This is a genomic window from Streptomyces kryoterrae, from assembly GCF_054072135.1.
Map to the genome: position 1 here is coordinate 5,292,618 of NZ_CM133358.1, position 13,287 is coordinate 5,305,904.

The window sequence follows — 13,287 nt, forward strand, 5'->3', positions numbered from 1 at the left end:
GTCGTCCACCGGAGAAGCGCCACAAACAAGGAGACCGAGCGTGCCCGAACCGACTCTGGACCTTTCCTCCCGGGACCCCGACTGGTGGCGCCAGGCCGTCTTCTACCAGGTGTACCCGCGCAGCTTCGCCGACGCCGACGGCGACGGACTGGGCGACCTGAGGGGCATCACCCGGCGCCTGACGCATCTGAGCACGCTGGGCGTGGACGCCCTCTGGCTCAGCCCCTTCTACCCCTCCGAACTCGCCGACGGCGGCTACGACGTCGCCGACCACCGTGACGTCGACCCCCGCCTCGGCACCCTCGACGACTTCGACGCCATGGTCGCCGAGGCCCATCGGCTCGCCCTCAAGGTCATGGTCGACATCGTCCCCAACCACACCTCGCGCCGGCACGTGTGGTTCGAGGAGGCCCTGCGCTCGGCCCCCGGCTCCCCGGCCCGCGACCGCTACGTCTTCCGCGACGGGCGCGGTGAGCACGGCGAACTGCCCCCCACCGACTGGCAGTCGGTGTTCGGCGGCAGCGCCTGGCGGCGGGTGGCGGCGGACCAGGCGCCCGACGGCCAGTGGTATCTGCACCTCTTCACCCCCGAACAGCCGGACCTCAACTGGGCCAACGAGGAGATCCGCGCCGACTTCCGCACCACACTCCGCTTCTGGTCCGACCGGGGCGTCGACGGCTTCCGGATCGACGTCGCCCACGCCCTGGCGAAGGACCTCGACATGCCGCTGCGCGACCTGGGCGCTCCCGAACTGAGCGGCGCGGAGGCGCTGGACGCCCTGCCACCCGGAACGCATCCCTTCTTCGACCGCGACGAGGTCCACGAGATCTACCGCGACTGGCGCAAGATCTTCGACGCCTACACCCCGCCCCGGATGGCGGTCGCCGAGGCCTGGGTCCCGGGCGCCCGCCGCGCCCTGTACGCCCGCCCGGACGAACTCGGCCAGGCCTTCAACTTCGAGTATCTGCAGGCGGGTTGGGACGCCGAGGAGCTGCGCCGGGTGATCACCGACTCCCTCGCCACGGCCCGCTCGGCGGGCGCCTCGGCCACCTGGGTCCTCTCCAACCACGACGTCGTACGCCACGCCTCCCGCCTGACACTCCCGCCGGGCACCGATGCGAACGCCTGGCTCCTGTCGGACGGCACCGCCCCGCCGGTCGACGAGGCGGCGGGCCTGCGCCGGGCCCGGGCGGCCACGCTCCTGATGCTGGCGCTGCCGGGTTCGTCGTACGTCTACCAGGGCGAGGAGCTGGGCCTCCCCGAGGTGGCCGACCTGCCCGCCGAGGCCCTCCAGGACCCGATCTGGGAACAGTCGGAGCACACCGGCAAGGGCCGCGACGGCTGCCGGGTGCCGCTGCCGTGGACGACGACCGGCCCGTCGTACGGCTTCGGCGCGGGCGGCGCCTGGCTGCCGCAGCCACCGGCCTTCGCGTCGTACGCCCTCGAGGCACAGGACGGGGCCGAGGGCTCGACCCTGGAGCTGTACCGCACGGCCCTGGCCCTGCGCCGCCGTCTGCTGGACGGCGAGGACCTGACCTGGGCGGCGGAATCCGCCCCCGGCGTCCTCGATCTCACCCGCACGGACGGCTGGCGCTGCGTGACGAACCTGTCGGCCACGCCGGTCGAACTGCCGCCCGGGGAAGTCCTGTTGAGCAGTGCACCGTTGGACGAGGACGGACGCCTGGGCCCGGACACGACGGCCTGGCTCGGAAGTCGAGGCCATGGGCATAAAGGCTGAACTCACCCCGCCGTGGGATAGGTCGGGCTGGCGGACGGACTGACGCCGGTGTTCGGAGGCGGGGTGAGGACGACGGTCGGGGCGCCCGGCACGGGGACGGGCGGGGTGACGTCGGAGGCGGGCAGTTTCGGCGGGGTGGTCTCCTGGAAGAGCACGGTGTCGAAGTTGACGAGTCCCGTCTTCTCCATGACCGTGATGTGGTCGAGGACGGTGGTGTTCGCCTGGTCGGCGAGGGCGCGAACCAGCGTGTTCTTGGTGGTCGACCGGATCTTGGCGACGGTGTTGAAGATCGACCCGTGGGTGATGCGCAGGATGTTGGCGAAGTCGCTGTCGAACTGCGTTCCCCTGCTGTCCGCGGTCAGCGTGGAGATGAACCCCTGCTGCTGCGGACTGGGCAGGTTGGGAATGGTCACCCCGAGCTGCGGAGCGATCTGCCGCACGGTCGCGTCCAGCGCCGCGTGCCCGGCGACGAGATGCTGCCCGGCGGTGATGACGGCCGGCGAGGTTCCCTTCGCGATGGCCATCTGCCCGACCGGGTACTCCCAGAGGCCGGCCGCCCGCACCTTCACCACGAAGTCGCGGTCGGCCTCCGTCAACGGCCCGCTGGGGGTCTGCGCGACGATCCGCGTGGGCGAACTGGACACGTTCTGGACACCGAGCATGGCGGGATAGGCGAGCGCGGCGAGCGTCAGGCCCAGCGCGCCACCCACGAAAAGGGTGCCGGTCGAGCTCCGGGTGAAACGCACCTTGCCTCCTGAAGCGACGGGGGGTCGTCGAGGAGGGATACGGATACGGGTGGTGGCGGGAACCTTTCGTCTCCGTAAGGCCTCCGTAAAAGGTGCACCATGAAAGCGGACCCGACGAGGCCCAGAACCTGGGAACCCAGAACCTGGGAAGAACGAAGAGGCAGAGAGCGTGGAGATACTCGCCCTGGACGTGCCCGCGACCCCGACCGCTCCCGCCCTCCGCCTGCGCCCCTGGCGCCCCGCGGACGTCGCCGCGCTGGTCGAGGCGTGCCGGGATCCCGCACTGCGCCGCTGGACGAGTCATTGCGTCGAGAACGACGAGGACGGGCTGCGCTGGATACGGAGTCAGGAGCGGAGCTGGGAGGCCGGCGACCGGTTCGCCTTCGCGGTCGTCGAGGCCCAACCAGGATCCGCACAGGGGGAGTTGGCGGGTCAGGTGGTCCTCAAGGGGGTGGCTCCAGGTGGACGGTCGGTCGAGGTGGGCTACTGGACCGCGGCCCACGCGCGAGGGCGCGGAGTTGCCCCGCGAGCCCTGGAGGTGCTCACGGCCTGGGCCTTCGACACGTACGGCGGAGCCCCTGGCGACGCAGCCGGGCTCCAGTGCCTCGAACTCGTGCACCAGGAGGACAACGTGGCCTCGTGCCGCGTGGCGCACAAGAGCGGGTACGGACTCGACCGCGTCCTGCCGGCCGAGCCGCCCGCCTTCCCCCACGACGGGCATGTGCACGTACGGCACAAGGGCCGCGCCCTCGTCTGAGGGTCGCGTCACTCCCCGGCCGCCCTCGCCGCACCACTCGGGGTACTCACGCTTCCCCGGGCCCGTACCGTCCCACCCAGGACCCTGCGCCGGCCGGCCCCCTCGCGCCCGCATGCCCCCGCCCAAGGGGCACTCCCTCGTCTTCGTCGGCCGGGACGAGGCCGAGGCCCTGTGGGACTCCGGCAAGCCCGAGGAGATCCGGGACCTGCAAGATCTTCGTGCCCACGCCGCCGGGTGTCTCGCGGCTCTGTTCGAAGATCGGGACGCCGTGGAAGGGCTGCGGCCGGGGCACCGGATGGTCGCGGCCACCCTGATCACCCGCGAGGACGTCCCCACGGCCGTGGACCGCGTTGAGCTGCGGAGACTATTCCCGCCAGACGTGTGACATAGCCACTGCGCCCCCGCGCCGGGTTCTGTGCTAGCGTGGTTTTCAGTTGCAGTTGTGGTTCCCAAAGATTTCGGTGTTCTTCTCCGGTCGGGGCAATCATTACGGTGACGCGGGGTCCGCACGGTGCGGGCCCCCGAGCATGCCCCAAGGAGATTTAACATGGCCACCGGTACCGTGAAGTGGTTCAACGCGGAAAAGGGCTTCGGCTTCATCGAGCAGGACGGCGGCGGCGCCGACGTTTTCGCTCACTACTCGAACATCGCCACTCAGGGCTTTCGTGAGCTTCACGAGGGCCAGAAGGTGACGTTCGACGTCACGCAGGGTCAGAAGGGCCCCCAGGCGGAGAACATCCTCCCCGCCTGATCCGCGTGATCCTGCCGGTCCACTAGTGGGTCGACATCGATACACGTGATTGTGGCCGGGGCCCGCACCTAGGGGTGCGAGCCCCGGCTCACAGTTTTTTAGGGACGGTTTCGCACCGGACACCGGTCGCCCGTCCCTGGTTCTCGGGGTTGACCCCCGCCACCGCTCGTTTCCTTTCGGCTCGTCCCCACGGCCTTTCTGTCCTGTGTGCCGCCGCTCTCGCGGCGGACGCTGAGCGCTGCCGTGATTCTGTCGACGTGCCGCATTGAGGAAGGTTCTGCATGAACCGGTCGTTCGCCGACCTGGGCCTGCCGCCCTCGCTGCTGGCCTCCCTCACCGTCGAGGGCATCACCGTCCCCTTCCCGATCCAGGCGGCCACGCTGCCGGACACCCTCGCGGGCCGCGACGTCATGGGCCGTGGTCAGACCGGCTCGGGCAAGACCCTGGCCTTCGGCCTGGCCATGCTGGCCCGGCTCGCCGGACAGCGCGCCGAGGCGGGACGCCCGCTGGCACTCGTCCTCGTACCGACCCGTGAGCTCGCCCAGCAGGTCGTGGACGCGCTCACCCCGCACGCCCGCGCCCTGAGTCTGAAGATGACCACGATCGTCGGCGGGCTGCCCATCGGCCGTCAGGCCCGTGCGCTCGGCGACGGCACCGAGGTCGTCATCGCGACGCCCGGCCGGCTCCGTGACCTCGTCGACCGCCGCGACTGCCGGCTCGACCGTGTCTCCGTCACCGTCCTCGACGAGGCCGACCAGATGGTCGACATGGGCTTCCTGCCGCAGGTCACGTACCTGCTCGACCAGGTGCCGCGCAAGGGCCAGCGCATGCTGTTCTCCGCCACGCTCGACGCGGACGTCGGCCGGCTCGCCCGCCGCTATCTGCACGAGCCCGTGGTGCACCAGACCGACCCGCACGCCGGCGCCGTCACGACGATGGAGCACCACGTGCTCTACGTCGACGACGTCGACAAGAAGACGGTCGCCACCGAGATCGCCGCCCGCGACGGGCGTGTCCTGATGTTCATGGACACCCGGCGCAGCGTCGACCGCCTCACCAAGCACCTGCTGAAGAGCGGCGTCCGTGCGGCAGCCCTGCACGGCGGCCGCTCCCAGCCCCAACGCACGCGTACGCTCGCCCAGTTCAAGACCGGCGAGGTCACCGTGCTGGTCGCGTCCGACGTCGCCGCCCGTGGCATCCACATCGACGACCTCGACCTGGTCGTCAACGTGGACCCGCCCGGCGGCGCCAAGGACTACCTCCACCGCGGCGGTCGTACGGCCCGTGCCGGAGCCTCCGGCAGCGTGGTCACCCTGGTCCTGCCCGAGCAGCGCCGCGAGATGCGGACCCTGACCCGGGCGGCGGGCGTCGACCCGAACACGGCCAAGGTCTCCCCCGGCGCCGCCGAACTGACCCGTATCACCGGCGCCCGTACGCCTTCCGGCATACCCGTGATCATCCCGGTCCCGGCCCCGACCCCGCCGGCCGCCCCCAAGGGCGACGGCTCCGGCGGCCGGTCCAGGTCCTCGCGGTCCCGGTCCGGTTCGGGCGCGGGTGCCGGTTCCGCTGCCGGTTCGGGTTCACGCTCCCGCCGCGGGTCCGCCGAGGGTGGTGCGGCCACGGCGCGCACGGCCGGCGGCGGCGCCGCGGGTAAGACCCGTACGACAGGTGGCGGCACCGCCAAGAAGGCGTCGCGTCCGACCGGTGGCGGTGCCAAGCCGCCGCGGGTGTCGGGCGGGAACCCGTCCGCCCGTACGGAGCAGGACCCCACCACCGGCGAGCCACGCAGCCGCCGGCGCCGGGCGCCCCGGAACAGGCGCCCGGGCTCCGACGCACGTCAGGCAGGCTGACCGCAGCCCCAAGCCCCAGCGTCGTCCCGGCTTCACCCAGCCGGTTGGTGTCAGGCCGACCGGCGCCCGCAGCACCTTGCCCAGAACCACAGACTCCGGACCCTTCTCTGACCTGCGGAGGCACCATGCGTTGTGTGATCGCCCGATTCCCGTTCGACCTGATCATGAGCGAGGTCACGCACAAGATGGACGGGGTCGCTCCCGAACCCATCACCAGTGCGGCCGTCGGCATCGGTGGCGTGGACTACCCCGTCAAGCAGGTCGGCGCGGTCATCACCCGCCTCGACCGGCGGGACTTCACCGAGAAGGAGATGATCGCCGCGCTCAACCGGCTCGGCTTCACCTGCCGTCCGGCCGCGGCGGCAGCCCCGGCCCGTCCGGCGGTCATCGACCCCTGGGCCGAGATGCAGTAACCACCGGACGAGCCGGGCGAGTTGCCCGGTTCAGCCGGATTCACTCGCTTTTCAGTCGACCGGCACCCCCGTAACCGCCGCGGCCAGCGGGTACGCGCCCGTTTTCAGGGGCGTACCGACTTTGCCCGTCGCCGTGGTGACCGGTACGAGGGTGCCGGCGTCGGCTGTGGTGACATAGGCCGTGTCGCCGTTCCAGTCGAGGGTGACGTCGAAGGCGGAGCGGCCGACGGTGACCGGGGTGCCCGGAGCGCCGGTCACCGTGTCGAGCGGGGTGATCGTGTCACCGTTGCTCGCGCTGACCCAGAGGGTGCGGCCGTCCGGGGAGACGGCGAGGCCGTACGCCTGGCCGGTGACCAGGTAGGTCGGGCGGGTGTCGTTCGTGGCGGTGTCGATGGGAGTGACCGTCGAGCCGCCGGAGTTGGACACGTACACCGTCCGTCCGTCGGGAGCCGCGACCACGTTGAACGGGTTCGGCCCGACCGCGATCGGCGTTCCCGCCGTGCCTGTCGCGAGGTCCACCGGACTCACCGTGCTGTCGTGGATGTTCGCCACGTACAGGGCGGTGCCGTCCGGGGTGATCGCCATGTTCTCCGGACCGTCGCCCACCGTGATCTTCGCGCCCGCCGTGCCGGTGGCGAGGTCGATCGGCTGGACCGCGTCGTCGGAGTAGTCCGCGACCCAGAGTGTCCGGCCGTCGGGGGTGAGAGCGAGGCCCGCCGGCACGTCACCGACCGCCACGGTCGCCGTGACCTTCGCGGCGGCGATGTCGATGACGCTCACCGTGTCCGAACCCTGGTTCGCCGCGTAGGCGGTACGGCCGTCCGCGCTGACCACGACCTCCCCCGGATTGTTGCCGACAGGGATCTCCGTCGACGTACCGGAGGTCAGGTTCACCGAACTGACCGACGCGCCGCTGAAGTTGGCAGTAAGGGCGCGTGTGCTCCCGCCAACTCCTGTTATCTGCACGGGAATTGCCCGGCTGATTAGCCCGTCTCCCGTGACGGCGACCGACCTTACGCCTGCCCCCGCCCCGCCGGCCGCCGTGAAGGTCAGCCTCGTGGTGGCCTTGCCGCCCGCCGGGACGGTGACCGTGCCGGCGGACGGAGTGACGGTCAGGCCGTCAACCTCCCTGATCTTCCAATCCGTTGTACGGGCGGTGGTGGAGCGGTTGTCCGCGATCGTGAGGGTCGCCGTGGTGGTGGCGCCGGGGGTCAGGGACAGGGACGTCGGGGTGAAGGAGGCGTCCGGGCCGGGGTCGGGGGCGGCTCGCAGTGTCGCGTCGAAGAGGAAGCGGTCGAGTACGCCGGGGGCGATCTGCTGCGGGACCGAGTCGAGTCGCTTGCGCTGCGACTGGAGACGGGCGTAGAGGGTCGTTACGGCATCCGTGTCGCCGTTCGTCTGCGCGAGCATCAGCTGTACGGCGGTTCCGCCTGCCTCTCCGTATGCGCCCAGCTTGTCGAGCCAGGCCGAAGTCTCGGCCAGGAAGCGCGAGTTGGAGAGGTGTGCGCGGAGGTCGGCGGGGGTGGCGGCCATCGCCGTGAAGTAGGCGGTGAGGGCGCGGGCCGCCCTGTCGAGGCCGGTGCCGCTCTCGTACGAGGTCGTGAACGCCTTGAGGAGCGGGGTGAGGGTCGGGGACTCGGTGGCGTCCAGGAGTGAGGAGTAGTTGTTCTCCGCGAAGATCCGGAGGGAGGTGGCTGTGGACCTGGGCGCGGAGGAGTTCTCCGCGAAGTCCCGCACCGAGGCCAGGAAGGCCGCTCGGGGGTCGTACGCCGTCGGGTTCCAGGCGTAGGACGCCGAGGTGAAGAGGGCGAGTTTGCCGGCTTCCGCCTGGATCATCGGGTTGGCGGTGATGCCCGTGACCTGGGTGGCCACGCCTGCCTCGCGGCCGGTGTAGGGGCCCAGGAGCAGGCGGCTGGTGGTGTAGTCGTTCACCGGGTAGTTGTCCCAGACGAGAATGGGGTGACCAAACAACTCCCTTGCCTGGCGGGCCTGTTCGGTACTGATCGTCGGCGCGATGACTCCGACACCGGTCCATTCGACGACCACCGAGGGGTCCAGCCGCTCGCGCAGCGCGGTCTTGTACGGGGAGCCGGCGAGGTCGGAGTACTCGGTCGGGACCATCTCCAGGGGGGTCACGTCGTCGTGCGCGTCGACGAAGTCCCTGACGACGGCGTTGAGGAGGGCCGACTGCGCGGCGCCCGCCGCTCCCCCTCCGGTGCCGAACCTCTGCTCGTCGGCGGGGCAGTTCCAGGACGTGTAGCTGATGTCGTCCAGCGGTACGGCGAACGAGCGGACGCCGATCGCGTACAGCGACTCGAACTTGGCGACCAGTGCGTTGACGTCGGCGGCCGAGGAGTAGCAGACCGACAGTCCGGGGGAGAGGGCGTAGGTGAAGCGGACGTGGTTGGCGGTCGCGCGGTCCACCAGTTGCTTCAGGGTAGCGAGCTGGGCGGGCGGGTAGTCGTCACGCCAGTTCGCGCGCAGATACGGGTCGTCCTTGGGGGAGTAGACGTACACGTTCTGCTTCGTGCGGCCGTAGAAGTCGAGTTGGGAGAGGCGGGCCTGCTGGGTCCAGGGGGCGCCGTAGAAACCCTCGACCACTCCGCGCAGGGCGGTCGTCGGCCAGTCCCGGACGGTTGTGGAGGGGACCGAGCGGTGGGTGATGAGCTGGCGGAGTGTCTGGGCCGCGTAGAAGGTGCCCGTCGGGTCGACGCCGGACAGGGCGACGGTGCCCTTGCCCGTGGCCAACGTGTAGCCGCCGGAGGGGAGTTGGGTGGGGGGCGCGGCGTTCAGGTGCTTGAGGGCCTTTGCCGTCGCCGGGTTCTCCGTGGGGCCGCCGACGTAGACGGTGAGGGCGGCGGGGGGTGTCGGCCGGCCCGCGGTGACCGTACGGATGGTGCGGGCGCCGGCGTCGCGCAGTACGCGTTCGACGAGGGCGCGGGCGGCGGGGTCGGTGGCGTGGCCGATGACCTCGACGACCTGCTTCGGGACCGTTTGGGTGCCGCGGCCGGGTCTCACCTGCTGGGGTGTCGGCCAGATGTGGGGGACGGTGGACGCTGTGGCGGAGTGGGGCGTCGCCACTGCGGCGGGGGCCGGGGCGGTGCCCAGCACACAGAGGGCCAGTGCGGCCAGGAGGCCGCTCACTGACTTCAGGGCCGGGGTCACGGCCGGCTCCGGTTCACTATTTTATCCATTGCGCGGAATATTGGTGGATGGATTCACCCGACGGCAAGACCCCTTCCACTTGCTTTACTGAGCCCATGACCGACATCGAGACCCCCGCCCGCCCCGTCGCACTCTCCGTCGCAGTCCTCGGCACCGGCATCATGGGCGCCGCCATGGCCCGTAACCTCGCCCGGTCCGGCCACGCCGTCCGGGTGTGGAACCGGACCCGCGCGAAGGCCGCACCGCTGGCCGCCGAGAACGGCGTCCAGGTCTCCGACACTCCCGCCGACGCCGTACGGGACGCGGATGTCGTCCTGACGATGCTGTACGACGGTGACGCCGTCCGGGATGTCATGCGCGAGGCCGCGCCCGCGCTGCGTCCGGGGGCCGCGTGGGTGCAGTCGACCACGGCCGGGGTGGACGCGATCGGTGAACTCGGCGCACTGGCGGCGGAGTGGGGGCTGGCCTTCTTCGACGCGCCCGTGCTGGGGACCCGGCAGCCCGCCGAGGCCGGGCAACTGCTCGTGCTCGCCGCCGGGCCCGTGGAACACCGGGCGGCCGTCACGCCGGTCCTCGACGCGGTCGGTGCCCGAACGGTGTGGACCGGTGAGGAGGGCGGGGCAGGCAGTGCGACGCGGCTGAAGCTCGTCGCCAACAGCTGGGTGCTGGCCGCCACCAGCGCGACCGGTGAGGTGCTCGCCCTGGCCCAGGCCCTCGGCGTCGACCCGCAGAGCTTCTTCGACGTGATCGCCGGCGGCCCGCTCGACATGGGCTATCTGCGCGCCAAGGCCGGCCTGATCCTGGACGACAAGCTGACCCCGGCGAGTTTCGCGGTGTCCACGGCGGCCAAGGACGCCCGGTTGATCGTCGAGGCGGGCGAGCGGAACGGCGTACGGCTGGATGTGGCCGCCGCGAGCGCCGAACGGTTCCGGCGTGCCGCCGAACAGGGGCACGGGGACGAGGACATGGCGGCGGCGTACTTCGCGAGCTTCGAGGAGAAGTAACCCGGGCCGGTGCCTTCAGCCCACCCGTACCTTTCGGCTGCCGCAGGTGCCGCACACGGCATCCGTCAGGGGGGAGTGCATGGCGCGGCCGTCCTCGTCGACGTACTCCATCGGGTTGAGGCAGCCGGCCGGGTCAGGCTGGATGACCACCTCGAAGGTGCGGTTCCAGTGCGCGCCGCAGTCGAGGCAGCGGAAGGCGAAGGTCTCGGTGAGGTTGTCGGTCCTGTGTGAGCCGGGGTTCTCGTGCGGGCCGGGCATGCGGACTCCCTCTGGTGGCGGGCGGGGTCCCAGGCCAGCAACCCCGGCCCGGGGCCGCCACCGGCGAGGGCCGTCCGGGTGATGGGTCAGGGCTGTGGTCGTGGCCGTGGAGTTGGCTGTGGACATCGCTCGCGCTGCGTTTGCCAGTCGTCATGGGCGGCAGGAAACTGGTGACGTCTCGCTTTTTTCCTGCATTTTCTGCTTGTCCTGCGATGGACTTGTCCCGCCCGGTCTTCCCGTCAATCACATGACCAGTTTCACCGGCGCTCCCATTGCACAGGAGGTATGCCATGAGCAGGACCCGTCACGTCAACTGCATCATTCCCCCGCACCTTCTCGACAAGCTGCTGGAGAGCGGAGACTCCGGGGTTCGCAAAGCCGCCCTGGACACCCTGCTGACCACTGCTCGGCTGCGGGGTGAGCGAGGGGTCCGGGCTTCCCTCGTCGGTGCCGTGTCCGCCGGGAACGGCCGACGGACCGTCTTCGACTGCCATCAGGACAGGCTCTCCTTCGCCGCGTTGGCCCAGACGGAGGACGGACCGGCGTCCGCGGACGAGTCCGTCAAGCGGGCGTTCGACGGACTCGGTACCACGCGTGATTTCTATCGCAGCGTGCTGCAACGGAATTCGCTCGACGACCGGGGAATGCGTCTGGACGGCTACGTTCACTTCGACGTGAAATACAACAACGCGTTCTGGGACGGGCGGCAGATGGTCTTCGGTGACGGGGACGGAAACATGTTCACCGACTTCACCGGATCCCTCGACGTGATCGCCCACGAACTCACGCACGCGGTAACGGAGTTCACCGCGGGGCTCGCCTACCACAATCAGTCCGGGGCGCTGAACGAGTCGTTGTCGGACGTCTTCGGGTCGCTGGTCAAGCAATGGTCGATGAAGCAGTCGGCCGAGACCGCGGACTGGCTGATCGGGCCCGAGGTCTTCACCCCGGGGATCGACGCCGACGCCCTGCGGTCGATGAAGGCTCCGGGGACGGCGTACGACAACGAGCTGTTCGGCAAGGATCCCCAGCCGGCCCACATGCGTCACTTCGCCCACCTGCCGGACACCGAGCGAGGCGACTTCGGCGGGGTGCACATCAACTCCGGCATCCCGAACAGGGCGTTCTACCTGACGGCGACGAACATCGGCGGGTTCGCGTGGGAGGCTCCCGGCCTCATCTGGTACGAGTCGCTCAAGGCGTCCAGCGTCGACACGCAGTTCCAGGACTTCGCGGACACCACCCACCAGAAGGCCGAGGAGCTGTACGGGGCCGACAGCACCGAACAGTTGGCCGTGCTGTCGGCGTGGCAGGAGGTCGGCATCCAGATCAGCGGGGTCCCGGCCGGGGTCGCCCGGGCGCGGGGCCGCGCCGGCCGGAACGGTGCGCGGGGTCGCGCGGCCGGCCAGGACGGTGGAGCGGGCCGGGAGGACGGGCTGGTGGCCCTGAACCGGCAGGTCGAGGCGCTGGCCGCCCAGGTGGCGGGGCTGTCCAAGGCCGTGACCGCACTGCAGCGCGAACACGTGACCCACGGATGAGGGTGACTCTGGCGAGACACGGCGGGCAGGCGGCTGCGATCCAACTCCGCCTCCCGCCGCAGGAGTTGGACACCGACTCCCTGCCCGAGAACGCCGCCGCCGAGCTGACCCGACTGGTCGCCGCGGCGGTTCCGGCGACCGAGGAGGACCGGGCCGGCCGGGCAAGGGACGCGATGAGCTACACGATCACGGTGGAGGAGGACGGCCGTTCCACCACCGTCCTCACCCAGTCGGACACCAGCATGTCTCCGGGGTTCGCGGCGTTGCTGAGGTGGCTCGACAGTCACCGGTGACCAGGAACCAGTCCATCGCCGAGTGGCTGTGTGCCTAGGGTTTGTCCGCCGGACAGGCCCTAAAAGGGGAGCTTCTCGCCCTTCGCCAGCATCGCCACGTACTTCTCGATCCGGCGTGCTCGGGTCTCGGCCTTCTTGGGCTCCTGGATCCGGTACAGGATCGCGTAGCGGTTCTGCCGGTCCAGGGTCTCGAAGGACGCCGCCGCGGCCGGGTCGGCGGTCAGGGCCGCCGCGAGGTCGTCGGGCACCGTGGCGGTCCTCGCGCTGTCGTACGCCGCCTCCCAGCGGCCGTCCGCCTTGGCGCGGTCGATCTCCGCCAGTCCCTGCGGTCGCATCCGGCCCTGCTCGATCAGGACGGCCACCTTGCCGCAGTTGACCTTGGACCACTTGCTGCGCGGCCTGCGCGGGGTGAACCGCTGGAGCCACCACTGGTCGTCGAACGCGGCCTTCTGGCCGTCGATCCAGCCGTAGCAGAGTGCCACGTCGAGCGCCTGGGCGTAGTTCAGCGCGACGATTCCGGGGCCCTTCTTGCGCAGCTTGAGCCAGATGCCGGGCGAGGTCGCGTGGTTCTCGCCGAGCCATGCCTCGAAGGCCTCGGCGGATGGGAAGTCGACAGTCTCCAGATCCTGAGTCACGCCGGCAGCGAATCACATCCGGCCCTCCGTCGGGAGGCCGCAGTGTCGCGCTGGCCGTGCGGGTGCCGCCTTCCGGCCACGGTTCGCGGCCCGCCCCGCCGACTGTTGGTTCCCGTGGTCGACGGGGCGGGCTACCGGG

13 protein-coding genes are annotated in these 13,287 nt (G+C 70.6%); 9 read left to right on the forward strand and 4 right to left on the reverse strand.

Features of this window, described 5'->3' with window-relative positions; all coding sequences use genetic code 11:
* Window positions 1-40 precede the first annotated feature (40 nt).
* Complete coding sequence (locus ACW4TU_RS23105; protein WP_457416475.1) at window positions 41-1,738, forward strand: glycoside hydrolase family 13 protein; 1,698 nt, start codon at window positions 41-43, stop codon at window positions 1,736-1,738.
* A gap of 2 nt (window positions 1,739-1,740) precedes the next feature.
* Here the strand turns inward: ACW4TU_RS23105 and ACW4TU_RS23110 are convergent, their stop codons facing one another.
* Window positions 1,741-2,484, reverse strand: a complete 744-nt coding sequence (locus tag ACW4TU_RS23110) for a DUF4142 domain-containing protein (RefSeq protein ID WP_457416477.1) — start codon at window positions 2,482-2,484, stop codon at window positions 1,741-1,743.
* 169 nt (window positions 2,485-2,653) lie between these two features.
* On the opposite strand from ACW4TU_RS23110, the gene ACW4TU_RS23115 reads away from it, so the two are divergent.
* From ACW4TU_RS23115 to ACW4TU_RS23135, 5 genes are all read left to right on the forward strand, one after another.
* Window positions 2,654-3,241, forward strand: a complete 588-nt coding sequence (locus tag ACW4TU_RS23115; RefSeq protein ID WP_457416479.1) for a GNAT family N-acetyltransferase — start codon at window positions 2,654-2,656, stop codon at window positions 3,239-3,241.
* Window positions 3,242-3,353: 112 nt separating this feature from the next.
* Window positions 3,354-3,626: a hypothetical protein gene (locus ACW4TU_RS23120; RefSeq protein WP_457416481.1), complete on the forward strand. Its 273-nt coding sequence runs from the start codon at window positions 3,354-3,356 to the stop codon at window positions 3,624-3,626.
* A gap of 162 nt (window positions 3,627-3,788) precedes the next feature.
* Entirely contained in the window at window positions 3,789-3,992 is a 204-nt protein-coding gene (locus ACW4TU_RS23125; RefSeq protein ID WP_006373337.1) for a cold-shock protein, read from the forward strand.
* Between the two features lie 281 nt (window positions 3,993-4,273).
* Window positions 4,274-5,842: a DEAD/DEAH box helicase gene (locus ACW4TU_RS23130; protein WP_457416483.1), complete on the forward strand. Its 1,569-nt coding sequence runs from the start codon at window positions 4,274-4,276 to the stop codon at window positions 5,840-5,842.
* Between the two features lie 125 nt (window positions 5,843-5,967).
* Complete coding sequence (locus ACW4TU_RS23135) at window positions 5,968-6,255, forward strand: SCO5918 family protein (protein WP_457416485.1); 288 nt, start codon at window positions 5,968-5,970, stop codon at window positions 6,253-6,255.
* A 51-nt stretch (window positions 6,256-6,306) separates the two neighbouring features.
* On the opposite strand, the gene ACW4TU_RS23140 is transcribed toward ACW4TU_RS23135, so the two are convergent.
* A complete protein-coding gene (locus tag ACW4TU_RS23140) occupies window positions 6,307-9,420 on the reverse strand; it encodes a beta-N-acetylglucosaminidase domain-containing protein (RefSeq protein WP_457416487.1) in 3,114 nt (1,037 codons plus the stop codon).
* A gap of 95 nt (window positions 9,421-9,515) precedes the next feature.
* Between ACW4TU_RS23140 and ACW4TU_RS23145 the strand changes: the two genes are divergently transcribed.
* Window positions 9,516-10,424: an NAD(P)-dependent oxidoreductase gene (locus ACW4TU_RS23145; RefSeq protein ID WP_457416489.1), complete on the forward strand. Its 909-nt coding sequence runs from the start codon at window positions 9,516-9,518 to the stop codon at window positions 10,422-10,424.
* 15 nt (window positions 10,425-10,439) lie between these two features.
* Here ACW4TU_RS23145 and ACW4TU_RS23150 read toward each other — a convergent pair whose 3' ends face one another.
* Window positions 10,440-10,682 carry a hypothetical protein gene (locus ACW4TU_RS23150; RefSeq protein WP_457416491.1) on the reverse strand — a complete coding sequence of 81 codons (243 nt, stop codon included), beginning with the start codon at window positions 10,680-10,682 and terminating at the stop codon, window positions 10,440-10,442.
* 290 nt (window positions 10,683-10,972) lie between these two features.
* Between ACW4TU_RS23150 and ACW4TU_RS23155 the strand changes: the two genes are divergently transcribed.
* Together ACW4TU_RS23155 and ACW4TU_RS23160 are read left to right on the forward strand one after the other, a co-directional pair.
* Window positions 10,973-12,220, forward strand: coding sequence for a M4 family metallopeptidase (locus tag ACW4TU_RS23155; RefSeq protein WP_457416493.1), 1,248 nt, complete (start codon window positions 10,973-10,975; stop codon window positions 12,218-12,220).
* A complete protein-coding gene (locus ACW4TU_RS23160; RefSeq protein WP_457416495.1) occupies window positions 12,217-12,513 on the forward strand; it encodes a protealysin inhibitor emfourin in 297 nt (98 codons plus the stop codon). Before ACW4TU_RS23155 ends, ACW4TU_RS23160 begins: the two co-directional genes overlap by 4 nt.
* Before the next feature lie 59 nt (window positions 12,514-12,572).
* Here the strand turns inward: ACW4TU_RS23160 and ACW4TU_RS23165 are convergent, their stop codons facing one another.
* Window positions 12,573-13,148 (reverse strand): YdeI/OmpD-associated family protein, encoded by a 576-nt coding sequence (locus tag ACW4TU_RS23165; protein ID WP_457416497.1) that lies wholly within the window; start codon window positions 13,146-13,148, stop codon window positions 12,573-12,575.
* Between the last annotated feature and the right edge of the window lie 139 nt (window positions 13,149-13,287).